This window comes from Chromobacterium sp. LK1, from assembly GCF_001043555.1.
GTDB classification, from domain to species: domain Bacteria; phylum Pseudomonadota; class Gammaproteobacteria; order Burkholderiales; family Chromobacteriaceae; genus Chromobacterium; species Chromobacterium aquaticum.
In genome coordinates, this window is record NZ_LDUI01000024.1 from 24,283 (window position 1) to 41,291 (window position 17,009).

Annotated in this window: 11 protein-coding genes; 4 read left to right on the forward strand and 7 right to left on the reverse strand. The window is 65.0% G+C overall.

Annotated features, from left to right (window positions below; translation table 11 throughout):
• Positions 1-124 precede the first annotated feature (124 nt).
• The 3 genes from moaA (at position 125) to VI26_RS11140 (ending at position 3,928) form a co-directional block, all read left to right on the forward strand.
• A complete protein-coding gene (gene moaA, locus VI26_RS11130; RefSeq protein ID WP_048409823.1) occupies positions 125-1,099 on the forward strand; it encodes a GTP 3',8-cyclase MoaA in 975 nt (324 codons plus the stop codon).
• Between the two features lie 10 nt (positions 1,100-1,109).
• Positions 1,110-3,044 carry a type IV pili methyl-accepting chemotaxis transducer N-terminal domain-containing protein gene (locus VI26_RS11135; RefSeq protein ID WP_048409824.1) on the forward strand — a complete coding sequence of 645 codons (1,935 nt, stop codon included), beginning with the start codon at positions 1,110-1,112 and terminating at the stop codon, positions 3,042-3,044.
• 215 nt (positions 3,045-3,259) lie between these two features.
• Entirely contained in the window at positions 3,260-3,928 is a 669-nt protein-coding gene (locus tag VI26_RS11140) for a response regulator (protein WP_048409855.1), read from the forward strand.
• A 204-nt stretch (positions 3,929-4,132) separates the two neighbouring features.
• Here the strand turns inward: VI26_RS11140 and kdpE are convergent, their stop codons facing one another.
• From kdpE to kdpF, 6 genes are all read right to left on the reverse strand, one after another.
• Positions 4,133-4,828, reverse strand: coding sequence for a two-component system response regulator KdpE (gene kdpE / locus VI26_RS11145; RefSeq protein WP_048409856.1), 696 nt, complete (start codon positions 4,826-4,828; stop codon positions 4,133-4,135).
• Between the two features lie 20 nt (positions 4,829-4,848).
• The gene (locus VI26_RS11150) at positions 4,849-7,539 is read right to left on the reverse strand and encodes a DUF4118 domain-containing protein (RefSeq protein ID WP_048409825.1); all 2,691 of its coding nucleotides are present in this window, start codon (positions 7,537-7,539) and stop codon (positions 4,849-4,851) included.
• 84 nt (positions 7,540-7,623) lie between these two features.
• Complete coding sequence (gene kdpC / locus VI26_RS11155) at positions 7,624-8,199, reverse strand: potassium-transporting ATPase subunit KdpC (RefSeq protein ID WP_048409857.1); 576 nt, start codon at positions 8,197-8,199, stop codon at positions 7,624-7,626.
• A 20-nt stretch (positions 8,200-8,219) separates the two neighbouring features.
• Positions 8,220-10,265 carry a potassium-transporting ATPase subunit KdpB gene (kdpB, locus tag VI26_RS11160; RefSeq protein WP_197081440.1) on the reverse strand — a complete coding sequence of 682 codons (2,046 nt, stop codon included), beginning with the start codon at positions 10,263-10,265 and terminating at the stop codon, positions 8,220-8,222.
• Between the two features lie 87 nt (positions 10,266-10,352).
• The gene (gene kdpA, locus VI26_RS11165) at positions 10,353-12,176 is read right to left on the reverse strand and encodes a potassium-transporting ATPase subunit KdpA (protein WP_082151011.1); all 1,824 of its coding nucleotides are present in this window, start codon (positions 12,174-12,176) and stop codon (positions 10,353-10,355) included.
• Positions 12,177-12,178: 2 nt separating this feature from the next.
• Positions 12,179-12,268 carry a K(+)-transporting ATPase subunit F gene (gene kdpF, locus VI26_RS23855; RefSeq protein WP_019103745.1) on the reverse strand — a complete coding sequence of 30 codons (90 nt, stop codon included), beginning with the start codon at positions 12,266-12,268 and terminating at the stop codon, positions 12,179-12,181.
• A gap of 942 nt (positions 12,269-13,210) precedes the next feature.
• Here kdpF and VI26_RS11175 point away from each other — a divergent pair.
• On the forward strand, positions 13,211-13,981 hold the full coding sequence (locus VI26_RS11175; RefSeq protein WP_048409828.1) for a sulfite exporter TauE/SafE family protein: 771 nt from the start codon (positions 13,211-13,213) through the stop codon (positions 13,979-13,981).
• Between the two features lie 338 nt (positions 13,982-14,319).
• Here the strand turns inward: VI26_RS11175 and alaS are convergent, their stop codons facing one another.
• Positions 14,320-16,953 (reverse strand): alanine--tRNA ligase, encoded by a 2,634-nt coding sequence (alaS, locus tag VI26_RS11180; protein ID WP_048409829.1) that lies wholly within the window; start codon positions 16,951-16,953, stop codon positions 14,320-14,322.
• Positions 16,954-17,009: the final 56 nt, after the last annotated feature.

A 17,009-nucleotide genomic window follows, 5' to 3' on the forward strand; every position in this document is an offset into this window, starting at 1 on the left:
TGGTTGGACTGCGAATTGTTGGTCTAGCTAGTAAAATGGAATCTGGAAATATCTCAGATTGGCGGCGACAGCCGGGCCACTTGGTTGCGACTAAGCGGTATCATTGGCTGCCATGGAGGAACTCATGCTTACCGACCGCTTCGGGCGCTCCATCGAATATCTGCGTCTGTCCGTGACCGACCGCTGCGACCTGCGTTGCAATTACTGCCTGCCCAAAGGCTTCAAAGGCTTCGAAGAACCGGCCAACTGGCTGACTTTCGACGAAATCGAACGCGTGGTGGCGGCTTTCGCGCGCCTGGGCACGCGGCGTTTGCGGCTGACCGGCGGCGAACCGCTGCTGCGCCGCAATCTGCCGGAACTGGCGGCGCGCCTGTCCGCGCTGCCCGGCCTCAACGATCTGTCGCTGACCAGCAACGCCACCCAGTTGGCGCGCCACGCCCAGGCGCTGCGCGCCGCCGGGGTCAGCCGCGTCAATGTCAGCCTGGACTCCTTGCGCCGCGATTGCGTGCATGACATCACCGGCAGCGACAGCCTGCCGCGGGTGATGGAAGGCCTGATGGCGGCCAAGGACGCCGGCTTTTCTCCGATCAAGATCAATATGGTGGCGATGAAGGACGTCAACGACGCCGATATCGGCGCCATGGTCGCCTTCTGTATCGAGCATGGTTTCGTGCTGCGGCTGATCGAAGCCATGCCGATGGGCGATACCGGCCGCGCCGCCAACTACCTGGACCTGCAGCCGGTGCTGCGTCAGCTGCAAACCGAGTTCAAGCTAGTGGAACAGGCGGCCACGCTGGGCGGCGGCCCGGCCCGCTACTGGAAAACCCAGGACGGCGGCTTCTCGCTGGGCCTGATTACCCCCATTTCCCAACACTTCTGCGCCACCTGCAACCGGGTGCGGCTATCGGTGGACGGCACCTTGTACATGTGTCTGGGCCAGGAAGAAAGTTTCGAACTGCGCCCGCTGCTGCGCGCTGGCATTTCCGACGCCGAGCTGGAAGCGGCGATCCGCGGGGCGATAGAACTGAAACCGGAGCGTCATGAATTCAGCGAAAAGCCGCAAAAGCTGGTGCGATTCATGTCGATGACCGGTGGCTAGGGCCGCGGCGATGCGGCTGAACGTCTCGCCGGTGTTGGGCGGCCCGCTGGGCCAGCGGCTCAGCGCCAAGATCGTCGGCGTGCTGGCGGCCTTTCTGGTGGTGGCGCTGGGTTCCATCGGCGCCACGCTGTGGCTGTCCTGGCAGCAGGAAGGCGGCGCGGCGGCGATCAACGACGCCGGCAGTCTGCGCATGCGGGTTACCCGCATGGCGCTGGATCTGCAGCTCAGCGGCCAGGACGGCGCGCGTGCGGACGCGCTGCGCCGCGACATGGCCAGTTATGAGCAGATCTTGCAACGGCTGCGCCGCGGCGATCCGGCGCGCCCGTTGCTGGTGCCGCGCGAGGCCGACATCCAGCAGGCGCTGACCCAGGTGGAAGAGCAGTGGCGCGCGCAACTGAAACCGGTGCTGCAGGACGCGTTGACGCGGCCCGCCGACAATACCGCGGAGGCCGCCCGTTTCGCCGAGCGCGTGGCGCTCTACGTGGCGGACATCAACACCTTCGTCAGCGGCATGGAGGCTTATAACGCGCGCAATACCGATTATCTGCGCCTGCTGCAGCTCTTGCTCGCCAGCATGGCGGTGGTCGGCACCGTCGCGCTGATCTATCTGATGCTGCTGATCGTGCTGCGGCCGCTGGACAAGCTGCACCAGGGCATACGCCGGCTGGCGGCCGGCGATTACAGCGTGCGGGTGCCGGTGGAGACCGACGACGAGTTCGGCCAGGTCAGCACCGGCTTCAATCTGATGGCCGAATGCCTGTCCGAATCGCTGGCCACGCTGGAAGAGCGGGTGCGCAGCAAGACCGCCAGCCTGCAGCAGAAAAACCAGGAATTGGCGCTGCTGTACGAAATCACCTCCTTCTGCAATCAGTCCCAGCCGCTGGAAGCCTTGTGCAAGGGCTTCCTCGCCCGGGTGATGCGCGCCTTCGACGCCGATGGCGGCGCGGTGCGCTTGACCGATCACGGCCAGGGACTGGTATTCGTGGTGGCCGACGACGGCCTGCCGGAAGCGCTGCTGCGCGAGGAACATTGCCTGAAGGTGGGCGACTGCCTGTGCGGCGAAGCCGCCGCCATGGCCGAGAGCCGGGTGGAGAATATGGGCGGCCGCGCGGACAAGCAATGCAGCCGCGAAGGCTTCCGCGTGGTCAGCGCCTTTCCGGTGGCGACGCAGAACCGCACCTTGGGCATTTTCAATCTGCACTTCCGCCAGGCGCGCATCCTGCCGCCGCAGCAGGTGCGGCAGCTGGAGATGCTGGGCCAGCATCTGGCGGTGGCGATCGAGAACCTGCGGCTGGCGGCCAAGGAACGCGAACTGGCGGTGCTGGAGGAGCGCAACCTGGTGGCGCAGGGCCTGCACGACAGCATCGCCCAGGGCTTGTCCTTCCTGAACCTGCAAACCCAGATCATGCGCCAGGCGCTGGACAGCGGCGATCCTGGCCTGGTGGACGACACCCTGGCCTTGTTCGAGGCCGGCGTCCAGGAAAGCTACGACGATGTGCGCGAGCTGCTCAACAACTTCCGTTCCAAGCTGTCGGAAAGCCTGGGCCAGGCGGTGAGCAGCCTGCTGGACAAATTCCGCAAGCAGACCAAGCTGCGGGTGGAACTGCGCTCCACCGGCGCCGGCGCGCCATTGCGGCCGGAGCAGCAGTTGCAGATCCTGTTCATCCTGCAAGAAGCGCTGTCCAATGTGCGCAAGCACGCCGAGGCCAGCCAGGTCACGGTCAGCCTCAGCGACGACGGCGAGGTGTTCGTGCTCAGCGTGCTGGACAACGGCGTCGGTTTCGACCTGGACACGGTGCGCAACAAGGGCGACGGCCATTTCGGCCTGTCCATCATGCAGGAGCGCGCGCAACGCGCCGGCCTGCAGCTGGATATCGAATCCACGCCGGACGCCGGCACCATGGTCAGCCTGTTGCTGCCGCGCGCGCGGCGCCTGGCGGCCTGAGAACCTGTTCAAAGTCCGCTGCGTTTCGTGAGGCGTGGCATGGTGAGTAGCGCTGCGAGATGCTCATTACCCCTTGCCGCATTCCGCTTGCCCGGCGGCTCGGCCTGGTCGCGCGCCAGCTCGCCGGACTTGGAACAAGTCCAGAGAAACTGGCGCGCGGTGAGGACAACTCTCATACTGTCCATATCTGAATTTAAAAACCTCTGGACTTGAAGATGTCTGAACAGAGCATACGCATTCTGCTGGTGGACGATCACACCTTGTTCCGCAGTGGAATCAAGGCCTTATTGGCGCGCCAGGCCGGCTTCGACGTGGTCGGCGAGGCAGCGGACGGCGCCGAGGGCGTCAAGCTGGCCAGGCAGCTGGACCCGGACGTGGTGTTGCTGGACCTGAACATGCCGGGCATTTCCGGCGTGGAAGCGCTGACGCTGATGCTGCAGGATCAAGCCAAGCGGGCGGTGGTGATGCTGACCGTGTCCGAGGAGGCCGACGATCTGACCGCGGCCTTGAAGGCTGGCGCGCGAGGCTATCTATTGAAAAACATCGACGCCGACTTCCTGACCCAGGCGGTGGCGCGCGCCGCCGCCGGTGAATCGGTGATGAGCGATTCGATGACCGCCAAACTGATGGCCCAGTTCCGCCACGGCGCGGCGGCGCCGGTGGAACCGGCGGAGCAGGAGCTGGACCGGCTGACCCCGCGCGAGCGTGAAATCCTCGGTTTCCTGGCCCAGGGCAAGAGCAATAAGGAAATCGCGCGCAGCCTGGATCTGGCGGAGAGCACGGTCAAGATCCATGTGCAGAACATTCTGAAGAAGCTCAGCCTCAGCAGCCGGGTGCAGGCGGCGGTGTTCGCGGTGGAGAACGGGGTGGGGCGCAGCGCGTGAGCGGCTGCGCGCGGCCCTGGCTCCCTGGAGCATGAACAGCTTCTAAGAACCTGTTCAAAGTCTGCTGCGCGTCGTGAGACGTGACACGGTGAGTACAGCTTCGAAATGCTCATGTACTGAATGTGCATTCCGCTTTCTCAGCCATTTTCGCCTTGTCTCGCCCTTGCATGCGAGATCGTAAACAGGCTCTAAGCGGCGATGCGCTCAGCCCTCCACCAGCCGATAGCCGACTCCGGTCTCGGTGAGGATGTGGCGCGGCATCGCCGGATTGTCTTCCAGCTTCTGCCGCAGGTGGCCCATATAGACGCGCAGATACTGGTTGTGCTCCGAGAACGACGGTCCCCACACCGCCAGCAGCAGCTCGCGATGGGTGATCACCTTGCCGGCGTTGCGGATCAAGGTGGACAGCAGCCGGTATTCTATCGGCGTCAGGTGCACCGCCGTCTCCGCCTTGGCCACCTGGCGGTTGACCAGGTCCACCTTGATGTCGCCGAACTGGAACAGCTGCTGCGCGGCGGCGCTGCCGTGGGTGCGGCGGCGCAGCAGCACGCGGACGCGCGCCAAGCATTCGGCCACGCCGAAGGGCTTGGTCAGATAGTCGTCGGCGCCGGCGTCCAGCGCCGCCACTTTCTCGGTTTCCTGGGTGCGCGCGGACAAGACCAGGATGGGCAGGTCGGTCCATTCGCGCAGCTGCTTGATGGTGTCCTGGCCGTTCATGTCCGGCAGGCCCAGGTCCAGGATCACCAGATCCGGCTTGCGGGTGGCCACTTCGATCAGGCCTTGCTTGCCGGTTTCCGCCTCGTGGACGGTCAGGCCTTCTTCTTCCAGCGCCGCGCTCAGAAAGCGGCGTATCGGTTTTTCGTCTTCGATGACGACGATGCTGATCGGTGCGTCTTGCATGGTCATGGGTTTCTTTGGGGTTAGGGCGTTTCTTCCGTCGGCAGCGCCGGTGCGTGCCCGGCCGGCAGGCTGAAGCGGAATTCCGCGCCGTGCGGCGCGCGGTTGCGCGCACTGATGCGGCCGCCGTGGATTTCCACGATGGAGCGGCAGATCGCCAGCCCCAGGCCCACGCCGGGGGTGCTGGATTCCGCCGTGCCGCGCGAGAATTTATCGAAGGCGCGCTGTTCCATATTGGGCGGCAGGCCGGGGCCGTCGTCGCTGACCGATACCAGCACTTCCGCGCCTTCGCGCCAGGCCGCCAGCGTGATATGGCTGCCCGGCGGCGTGTATTTGCCGGCGTTTTCCAATAGGTTGACCAGCACCCGCTCCAGCAGCACCGCGTCGTATTCCAGCACCGGCAGATCCGGCGCCAGCTCCAGCCTCAGTTCCCGGCCGCGCAGGCCGCGCTCGGCGGCGCGCAGCGCGCTGCCCACCACCTCGTCCAGCATTTGCCATTCCTTGTTCAGCTTGACGCCGGATTGCAGCCGCGCCATGTCCAGCAGATTGGTCACCAGCTTGTTCATGCGCAGCGCCTCGTCCTGGATGGCGGCGGCGATCTCGGCGCGCTGGCCGTCGTCCATGCTGGACGAGCACAGCCGCTCGGACAGGCCGGCCATGGTGGTCAGCGGCGTGCGCAAGTCATGGGACACCACCGACAGCACGCTGTTGCGCAGCCGTTCGGATTCCATCGCCACGATGGCGTCCTGCGCCACTTCCACGTAATGCACGCGCTCCAGCGCCAGCGCGATCTGGGCGGCGCAGGTTTCCAGCAAGCGCTGCTGCTCCGGCAGGAAGGCCTGGTCGGTGACCTCGGGCAGGAGAGCGATCACGCCGCGATTGCGCATCGGCGCGCGCAGCGGCACATAGAGCGCGGGGTTGGCGGGCAGGGTATTGGTGCCTAGGCCGGCCGGCTGCTGGTGGTCGTAAACCCATTGCGCGACGCCGACGTCGGCATAGCCGTGCTCTTCTCCGGCCAGGCGCACCTCGTCGCCGCTATTGGGCAGGAACAGGCTGACTTTGGCGCTGAACAGCGGCTCCAGCCGGCCGACGGCGGTGTCGACGATCTGGGCGGCGGTCAGCGCGCCGGCCAGTTCGCGGCCCAGATCGTACAGCGCGCGGGTGCGGCGTTCGCGATAGGTGGAGATATTGGCTTCGAAGCGCAACCGGGCGGTGAGCTGGCTGATGATGGCGGCCACCAGCAACATCACCACGAAGGTCATCAGGTATTGAGTGTCGGACACCGCGAACGACATATGCGGCGGCACGAAGAAGAAATCGAAGGAGGCCACCGACAGCAGCGAGGCCAGCATGCCGGGGCCGCGGCCGTAGCGTACCGACACCAGCACCACCACCAGCAGGTAGATCATGATGTCGTTGGCCAGCGCCACATGCGGAATCAGCAGGCCGGCCAGCGCCGTGGTCAGCAGGCAGGCGACGAAGGCGGCGAGGTAGCCGAAGTGCGAGCGCGGGTGTTCATGGTCTTCGAACAGCAGGCTGCCGCCGGTTTTGGCATCGGCGCTGGCGGCGTCTTCCTGCTCGTGGGCCACCACGTACAGGTCGACATCGCTGGAACGGCGGCTCAGCTCACTGGCCAGCGAGCGGCGCCACAAGCGCGACCAGCCGCCGCGCGTGGATTTGCCCAGCACCAGCTTGGACGCATTGCGGCTGCGGGCATAGGCCAGCAGCGTGGGCGCCAGTTCGCTGCCGCCCAGCACCGTGGTTTCCGCGCCCAGCTCCTGCGCCAGTTTCAGGCCCTTGAGCACGCGCGCGCGTTGCTCTTCGGACAGCTTGCGCTGCTGCGGCGTTTCCACGTAAACGGCGATCCAGTCAGCGTCCAGGCTGGCGGCCAGGCGTTTGGCGCTGCGGATCAGTTTATCGATGCCGGCGCTGGCGCCGACGCAGACCAGCAGCCGTTCGCGCGCGTGCCATACCGGGTTGATGGACTGATCGGCGCGGTAGGCGCGCATCTGCGCGTCGACGCGGTCGGCGGTGCGGCGCAGCGCCAGTTCGCGCAGCGCCAGCAGATTGCCCTTGCGGAAGAAGTTCTTCACCGCGCGCTCGGCCTGCTGCGGCAGATAGACCTTGCCGGCGGCCAGCCGGCCCAGCAATTCATCCGGCGGCAGGTCCACCAGCGCGACTTCGTCGGCGCGGTCGAACACGTGGTCGGGCAGGGTTTCGCGCACCACGATGCCGGTGATCTGGCCGACCACGTCGTTCAGGCTTTCCAAGTGCTGGACATTGAGCGAGGTGTAGACGTCGATGCCGGCGGCCAGCAGTTCTTCCACGTCCTGCCAGCGTTTGGGGTGACGCGAGCCGGGCGCGTTGGAGTGGGCGAACTCGTCCATCAGGATCAGCTGCGGCCGGCGTTCCAGCGCCGCGTCCAGGTCGAACTCCGACAGCTCGTGGCCCTTGTAGGCGATCCGCCGCGGCGGCAGCACGTCCAGATCGGCCAGCTGTTCCTGGGTTTCCTTGCGGCCATGGGTTTCCACCACGCCCACCAGCACCGTCGCGCCGTCCTGACGCTTGGCGCGGGCCGCGGCCAGCATGGCGTAGGTTTTGCCGACGCCGGCGCAGGCGCCGAAGAAAATCTTCAGCCGACCGCGCTGGGCGTCCAGTTCTTCGCGTTTGAGCTCATCGAGCAGGGCGTCCGGATCGGGACGGGAATCGGTCATATGCGCTTTGCTTCGGTCTTTACGGCTCAATTCATCGGCGCCGGGGCGGAGCGAGTCCCGCTCCGTCCCGGCGCCGCGGGTCGATCAGGCCTTGGCGGCCTGATCCAGCGCCAGGTTCAATTCCAGCACATTGACGCGCGGTTCGCCAAGCAGGCCGAAGGTTTCGCCGGTCACCCGGCTTTCCACCAGCTTGCGCAGCGCGGCCGGCTCCATCTTGCGGGCGGCGGCGACGCGCTCCAACTGGTAGAAAGCCGCGGCGGCGGAAATCTCCGGGTCCAGGCCGCTGGCGGAGGCGGTGACCAGGTCCACCGGCACCGGACCGCTCTGCGCCGGGTGAGCGGCGCGGATGCGCGCCACATTGGCTTTCACCGCGTCCAGCTGCGCCGGGTTGGTGGGACCCAGATTGGAACCGCTGGACCCGCCGGCATTGTACGGCATAGTACCGGTGGCGGACGGGCGGCCCCAGAAATATTGCGGCCCGGTGAAGTTCTGGCCTATCAGCCGCGAGCCGACGAGCTTGCCGTCGCGTTGGAGCAGGCTGCCATTGGCCTGGAACGGGAACAGCGCCTGGGCGGCTCCGGTGGTCAGCAGCGGGTAGGTGAGGCCGGTGATCAGGCTCAGGCCGCCGAACACCACCAGCAATGGGCGTAACAGTTTCATTTGCATAGTCCTTTCAGTGCTCATGCCAGGTTCAGCGCGCCCAGCAGCATGTCGATCAGCTTGATGCCGGCGAAGGGCACCAGCAGGCCGCCCAGGCCGTAGACCAGCAGATTGCCGCGCAGCAGCTCCGCCGCGCTCTTGGCGTGATATTTCACGCCCTTCAGCGCCAGCGGGATCAGGAACACGATGATGATGGCGTTGAAGATCACCGCCGACATGATGGCCGAGGCCGGGCTATTCAGGCCCATCACGTTCAGCGCGTTCAGCTGCGGATAAGTGCTGGCGAAGGCGGCCGGGATGATGGCGAAGTACTTGGCCACGTCGTTGGCGATGGAGAAGGTGGTCAGCGAACCGCGCGTCATCAGCATTTGCTTGCCGATTTCCACGATCTCGATCAGCTTGGTGGGGTTGGAATCTAGATCCACCATATTGCCGGCTTCCTTGGCCGCCTGGGTGCCGGTGTTCATCGCCACCGCCACGTCGGCCTGGGCCAGCGCCGGGGCGTCGTTGGTGCCGTCGCCGGTCATCGCCACCAGCTTGCCCTCGGCCTGATGGCTGCGGATCAGCTTGAGCTTGGCTTCCGGCGTCGCCTCGGCCAGGTAGTCGTCCACGCCGGCCTCGGCGGCGATGGCGGCGGCGGTCAGCGGGTTGTCGCCGGTGATCATCACCGTCTTGATGCCCATCTGGCGCAGCTCGGCGAAACGCTCCTTGATGCCGCCCTTGACGATGTCCTTCAGCTCGATCACGCCCAAGGCGCGATTGCCTTCCGCCACCAACAACGGGGTGGAGCCGCGGCGCGCCACTTCATCGGCGCTTTTCGCCAGCGCGTCCGGGAACTGGCCGCCCAGCTCGGCGATGTGGCGACGGATGGCGTCGATGGCGCCCTTGCGGATCTGGCGGCCGTCGTAGTCTATGCCGCTCATCCGGGTTTGCGCGGTGAAGGGAATGAACACGGCCTCATGGCTGGCCAGCTCGCGCTGGCGCAGATTGAACTGCTTCTTGGCCAGCACCACGATGCTGCGGCCTTCCGGGGTTTCATCGGCCAGCGAGGCCAGCTGGGCGGCGTCGGCCAGCGCTTGCTCGCTGACGCCGGGCGCCGGGATGAAGGCCGAGGCCTGGCGGTTGCCCAGGGTGATGGTGCCGGTCTTGTCCAACAGCAGCACGTCCACGTCGCCGGCGGCTTCCACCGCGCGTCCGGAAGTGGCGATCACATTGGCGCCCATCATCCGGCTCATGCCAGCCACGCCGATGGCGGACAAGAGGCCGCCGATGGTGGTGGGGATCAGGCACACCAGCAAGGCCACCAGGGTGGTGATGGTGATCGGCGAGCCGGCCTTGGCCGCTTCCACGCTGAACAGCGAGAAGGGCAGCAGGGTGACGGTGACCACCAGGAACACGATGGTCAGCGCCACCAGCAGGATGGTCAGCGCGATCTCGTTCGGGGTTTTCTGGCGCTTGGCGCCTTCCACCATCGCGATCATGCGGTCGAGGAAGGTTTCGCCCGGATTGACGGTAATCCGCACCACGATCCAGTCGGACAGCACGCGGGTGCCGCCGGTGACCGAGGAGAAATCGCCGCCGGCCTCGCGGATCACCGGCGCGGATTCGCCGGTGATGGCGGACTCATCCACCGAGGCCACGCCTTCGATCACCTCGCCGTCCACCGGGATCACATCGCCGGCTTCCACCAGCACATAGTCGCCCTTGCGCAGGCTGCTGCCGTCGATCACGGTCTTGCCGGCGTCGTGCTTGGGGCCGGACAGCTTCTTGGCCACCACGTTCTTCTTGGCCGAGCGCAAGCTGGCCGCCTGGGCCTTGCTGCGGCCCTCGGCCAGCGCCTCGGCGAAGTTGGCGAACAGCACGGTGAACCACAGCCACAGCGCCACCGCCAGGATGAAGCCGGACGGCGCCTCGCCCTGGCCGGCCAGCGATTGCAGCCATAGCGCGCTGGTCAGGATGCTGCCGATATAGACGACGAACATCACCGGGTTGCGCCACTGGGTGCGCGGCGACAGCTTCTTGAAGGAGTCGACGATGGCCGGTTTCACCAGGCTGGGGTCCAGCATGGACTTGGCCGCGCTGCGGTGGCCCGCCTGGGCGGCCGGGATATTGGAATGATTGATATTGTTCATTTTTGCTTCCTCCCGTCAGGCTCAACGGCCGCTGATCATCTGCAATTGCTCGACGACCGGGCCCAGCGCCAGCGCGGGAACATAGTTGAGCGCGCCCACCAGCAAGACCGTGCCTATCAACAGCACTACGAACAGCGGGCCGTGAGTGGGCAGGGTGCCGCTGTTCACCGCCAGCCGTTTCTTGGCGGCCAGCGAACCGGCGATGGCCAGGATGGGCACGATCATGAAGAAGCGACCGAAGAACATCGCCACCGCTGTGGCGATGTTGTAGAACGGTGTGTTGGCGGACAGGCCGGCGAAGGCGCTGCCATTGTTGTTGGCGGCCGAGGTGAAGGCGTACAGCACCTCGCTGAAGCCGTGGGCGCCGGGGTTGAGGATGCCGGCCTTGCCGGAGGCGGCCAGCACCGCGATGGCGGTCAGCGTCAGCACCAGGATGGGGGTCACCAGAATGGTGATCGCCGTCATCTTCATTTCATAGGTTTCTATCTTCTTGCCCAGGTATTCCGGGGTGCGGCCCACCATCAGCCCGGCGATGAACACCGCCAGGATGGCGAAGATCAGCATGCCATACAGGCCGGAGCCGACGCCGCCGAACACTACCTCGCCCAATTGCATCAGGAAGGTGGGCACCAGGCCGCCTATCGGGGTCAGCGAATCGTGCATCGCATTGACCGCGCCGCAGGAAGCGGAGGTGGTCACCGCGATGAACAGCGAGGTGTCGATGATGCCGAAACGGGCTTCCTTGCCTTCCATATTGCCGCCAGCCTGCAAATGGCTAGCCTGCTGATCCACGCCCATTGCGCTCAGCTGCGGCACGCCGGCCTGCTCGGCGCCGGTTTCCACCACCACCGCGCAGGCGAACATCACCGTCATTGCGGCGATGATGGCCCAGCCCTGGCGCTGGTCGCCCACCATGCGGCCGAACATGAAGCACAGCGCGGCCGGGATCAGGAAAATGGCCAGGCTTTGCAGGAAGTTGGTCAAGGGGGTGGGGTTTTCAAACGGGTGCGCGGAGTTGGCGTTGAAGAAGCCGCCGCCATTGGTGCCCAGCAGCTTGATCGCTTCTTGCGAGGCCACCGGTCCCATCGGCAGCGTCTGTTTCTGCGTGCTGGCGTCCATCATCACCGGCTTGCCGTCGGCGCCATTGACCGCATTGCCCTGGGCATCGGTCTTGGGCTGCTGATAATGGGTGGTTTCCACCGTCTGCACGTCTTGATAGGCGGACAGGTTCTGGATCATGCCCTGCTGGCTGAACACCAACGCGAACAGGAAGGACAGCGGCAGCAATACATAGAGGGTGAAGCGGGTGACGTCCACCCAGAAGTTGCCGATCTTGGCCGAGCTGTGGCGGGCGAAGCCGCGCACCAGCGCCAGCACCACCGCCGCGCCGGTGGCGGCGGACAGGAAGTTCTGCACCGTCAGGCCCAGCATCTGCACCAGATAGCCCATGGTGGACTCGCCGCCGTAGCCTTGCCAGTTGGTGTTGGTGATGAAGGAAATGGCGGTGTTGAACGCGGAATCCGGCGCCACCGCGCCCATGCCCTGGGGGTTGAACGGCAGCCAGCCCTGCAAGCGCTGCAACAGGTACAGCGCCAGCGCGCCTAGCACATTGAACAGCAGCAAGGCGACGGCGTAGCCGCGCCAGCCCATGTCTTCGTCCGGCTTGACGCCGGCCAGCCGGTAAAAGCCGCGCTCCAGCGGCGCGAACAGGCGCAGGGGGCCGACATTGTCGCCCTGCATCACGCGGGCGATATAGGCGCCCAGCGGCCAGGCCAGCGCCAGCAGCACCAGCAGGAACAAGCCCAGCTGCAGGGGTGCGGCCGAGCCGATGAAATTGGCGAACATGATTAAAAATTCTCCGGCTTAAGCAGTGCGTAGATCAGATAGCCAAGCAGGCCCAGCGCGATCAAGGCGCTGAGCAGATACCAGACGCTCATTTCTTGTCTCCCAGTTGTTGGCAGCCGACGACGAAGCCGTAGCTCAGCGCGCCAAATAGCAGGAAGAGTCCCAGATAGACGACATCCATCATGAAAATCTCCATTCGAATCAGTACTGAGAAGGTACGCAAGCACACGTCAAAAACCCGATAAAAGCCCATGTTAGGCGATAAAAATCGTATAAAAATGTTTGAAAAACTGGCATTTTTTGCATTTTTGAGCGGGTTTTGGCGGGAAAGCAGATTTTTTTTATGTGCGGGAATGGGAGCGACGCAAATGGCGCGCAGCCGGCGGCCTGCCGGCGGGGGCTGAGTTCAAGAGGCAAAACGGTGGAACGGCGGCGCGGGTGGGATACGGCGCCGCGGCTTGCGGGCGAGTCGAGCTGCGGCCTGGCTTCAGGCTGGGTCGCTAGCCGTCATGAGGCGGAAATCCGCCGGGCGGGTGTTCAGAACAGGTCGTCGCAGCGGTCGGCCAGGAACCGGGCATCGTCCCGGTCGTGCGCGCGTTGGCGCACTTTCTGTTGGCGCGACCTCTCAGCATCACTCAACTGAGGCTTGGCGACCGCATAGAGAAAACTCTCGTGCTGGTCTCTAGCCTGCTTTCTGCGAACACTCAGAGGAATACGGGAAGTCATCATCCTTGCACCTCTCGGTCACGTACTTGTGTGAGGTCGGGGCAAACCCCGACTCTTTGACATTGACGCTATTTTCGCGATTTGTAAAGTCCTGTTTGCTTGTGATCAGGAGCAAATCGGGCTTGGACATTGCAGCGAACTCCGCCCACGCTACCGGCGCGATGTTACCGCAGCATGATGGTGGACCCCGCGAGGCAAGTCTTTGAGATAAATCATTTTTTGAATATTGTTGTTTCAAAACGGTATAAATTGTTATATGAAACTGGCGTAGCATCCTGCTATTGCAATGAGGCGGCAGGAGCGGGTTTATGGAATGGGGATATGCGATCGCGGGGCTGGCGGTGGGCTTCATCGTCGGTCTGACCGGGGTGGGCGGCGGCTCGCTGATGACGCCCATCTTGCTGTGGTTCGGCATCTCCCCGGCCACCGCGGTGGGCACCGATCTGCTGTACGCGGCGCTGACCAAGATGGGCGGCGTGGCGGTGCATCACCGCCAGGGTCATGTCGATTGGCGCGTGGCCGGCTGGCTGAGCGCCGGCAGCGTGCCGGCGGCCTTGCTGGTGCTGGCCGGCCTGTCTTATCTGCATCTGCCCGAGAAGATGCTGGACACCTTGTTCAAGCTGGTGCTGGGCGTCGCCTTGCTGCTGACCGCCGCCGCCATCCTGGGCAAGCCCTTGCTGCTGCGCTGGCTGAATCGTGGGGGCGCGGTCAGCCTGCCGTCCGAGCCGCGCATTGGTCTGACCATCGCCACCGGCGTGGCGCTGGGCGCGCTGGTGACGCTCAGTTCCATCGGCGCCGGCGCCTTGGGCACCCTGGCCTTGTTCCTGCTGTATCCGGCCTTGTCGACTTCACGGCTGGTGGGCACCGAGATCGCCCACGCGGTGCCGCTGACCCTGGTGGCCGGGTTGGGGCATGCCGGCCTGGGCAATGTCGATGTGATGCTGCTGGCCAATTTGCTGCTGGGCTCCTTGCCCGGCATCTGGCTGGGCAGCAAGCTGACGCGGCGGCTGGCGGAACGCTGGTTGCGGCCGACCCTGGCGCTGATGCTGGGGCTGATCGGGGCCAAGCTGGTGTTTTGAGCGCCGGTCGGCGCTTTGGGGCAAGGGTGGGAAAAGGGCGGCCTGGCCGCCTTTTTTCATGGACACGCGCAAAAAAACGCCCTGATCGGAGAGGCGAGCAGGGCTGAAATGCAAACAACAAAAGGAGAAGCCATAATTTAGCCTCTCAATATTAGTATTCCGTGATTCTTTATCCCTTGATCTGAAACAAGAAAGCGGCCTTCGCCACGCCATGGGCAAAAAAAGACCGCGCCATGCGCGGTCTTTTGATGGGGATGCAGGCTAGCGCGTGTTTACGATTCCGAAGCGGCGCTCACCGTGTGAGGCCTCGCGACGCGCGACAGCTCGTAAACCGACTGTTACAACTTGCCGGCCACCCAGGCCTGCACGCCGGCCAAGGCCGCCGCCAGGTTCTCCGGCTGGGTGCCGCCGGCCTGGGCCATGTCCGGACGGCCGCCGCCCTTGCCGCCCACTTGCTGAGCGACGAAGTTGACCAGTTCGCCGGCCTTGAGCTTGGCTGTGAGGTCGGCGGTGACGCCGGCCACCAGCGCCACCTTGCCGTCGCCCTTGGCGGCCAGCACGATGGCGGCGGAACCCAGCTTGTCCTTCAGCTTGTCCAGGGTTTCGCGCAGCGCGGTGTTGTCGGCGCCCGGCAGTTCCACCGCCAGCACCTTGACGCCGTTGATGTCGGCGGCGCTGTCCGCCAGGCTGTCGCCGGCGGAGGCGGCCAGTTGGCCCTTGAGCTTGGCCAGCTCTTTTTCCAGGGTCTTGACGTTGTCCTGCAAGCTGCCGATCTTGGTGGCCACTTCGTCCAGCGTCTGGGCTTTCAGCGCCGCGGCCGCATCTTTCAGCAGCGCGTCCTGAGCCTGGATGTGGGCGATGGCGCCTTCGCCGGTGACGGCTTCTACGCGGCGCACGCCGGCGGCGACGCCGCTTTCCGCCACGATCTTGAACAGGCCAATATCGCCGGTGCGTTGCACATGGGTGCCGCCGCACAGTTCGGCGGAGAAGTCGCCCATGGTCAGCACGCGCACTTCATCGCCGTATTTTTCGCCGAACAGCATCATCGCGCCGGATTTCTGCGCGGCTTCCATGCTCATCACTTCGGCCTTGACCGGCAAGTTGTGGCTGATCACGCGGTTGACCACGCGCTCCAGCTCGGCGATCTGTTCTGCGCTGACCGGTTCGCCGTGAGCGAAGTCGAAGCGGGTGCGCTCCGGATTCACCAGCGAGCCCTTCTGCGCGACATGGTCGCCCAGCACGTGGCGCAGCGCCGCGTGCAAGAGGTGGGTGGCGGAGTGGTTGCGGGCGCTGGCGGCGCGCGCGTGCAGATCGATGGTGGCGGTCACGCTGTCGCCGACGGCCAGGCGGCCGCGGGCCAGCTTGCCTTTGTGGCCGAATACCGCGGCCTGGATCTTCTGGGTGTCGTTGACGTCGAACAGCGCGCCGATGCCGCCTTGCAGCGAAATCTCGCCCACGTCGCCGACCTGGCCACCGCCTTCGGCGTAGAAGGGGGTGTCGTCCAGCACCACAATGCCTTCTTCGCCGGCTTCCAGCGCGGCGACTGCCTCGGTGCCCTTGAACAGCGCCAAGACCTTGGCGTCGGTGCTGGCGGATTCATAGCCGTGGAAGCAGGTGTCGGCGCCGCTGTAGCTGACCTTGCCGGTCATCTTGAAACTGGAGCCGGCGCGACCGCGCTCGCGTTGCGCTTCCATCGCGCGCTCGAAGCCTTCCAGGTCGGCGTGGATGTCGCGCTCGCGGCAGATGTCGGCGGTCAGGTCCACCGGGAAGCCGAAGGTGTCGTAGAGCTTGAAGATGGTGTCGCCGTCCAGCGCGGTCTTGCCGCCTTCCAGCGCGGAGTCCACCAGGCCCATGCCGATTTCCAGCGTCTCGGCGAACTTGATCTCCTCGGCGCGCAGCGCGTCTTCGATATGCGCTTGCTTCTCGCGCAGTTCCGGATAGGCGTCGCCCATCTCGGCCACCAGGTCGGCGGCGATCTTGTGGAAGAACAGGCCTTTCTGGCCCAGCTTGTAGCCGTGGCGGATGGCGCGGCGGGCGATGCGGCGCAGCACGTAGCCGCGGCCTTCATTGGACGGCAGGATGCCGTCGGCAACCATGAAGCAACAGGCGCGGATGTGGTCGGCGATCACTTTCAGCGACGGCACGTCCTGGCTGTAGGCCACGCCGGTTTCGCGCGCGGCGGCGCGCACCAGGCAGGCCAGCGCGTCGGTCTCGTAGTTGGACTTGACGTGTTGCAGCACGGTGGACAGGCGTTCCAGGCCCATGCCGGTGTCTACCGACGGCTTGGGCAGCGGATGCAGGGTGCCGGACTCGTCGCGGTTGAACTGCATGAACACGTTGTTCCAGATTTCCATGAAGCGGTCGCCGTCTTCGTCCGGGCTGCCCGGAGGGCCGCCGGCCACGCTCGGACCGTGGTCGTAGAAGATCTCGGTGCAGGGGCCGCAGGGGCCGGTGTCGCCCATGGTCCAGAAATTGTCGGAGGCGTACGGCGCGCCCTTGTTGTCGCCGATGCGGATGATCTTGTCGGCCGGCAGGCCCACGCTTTTGTGCCAGATGTCGTAGGCTTCGTCGTCGGAAGCGTAGACGGTGACCAGCAGCTTGTCCTTGGGCAGGTTCAGCCATTGCTCGCCGGTCAGGAATTCCCAGGCGAAGGTGATCGCATCTTGCTTGAAGTAGTCGCCGAAGCTGAAGTTGCCCAGCATTTCGAAGAAGGTGTGGTGGCGCGCGGTGTAGCCGACGTTTTCCAGGTCGTTGTGCTTGCCGCCGGCGCGCAGACATTTCTGGCTGGTGGTGGCGCGGGTGTAATCGCGCTTTTCGAAGCCCAGGAACACGTCCTTGAACTGCACCATGCCGGCGACGGTGAACATCAGTGTGGGGTCGTTGCCGGGGATCAGGCTGCTGGAAGGCACCACCTGATGGTTTTTACCGGCAAAGAAATCCAGGAATTTCTGGCGAATTTCAGAGGTTTTCATGTTTGATTTCGTAAGATTGCGAATTCTGGGCCGCTTTGGGCGCTCAAACCCTGGCG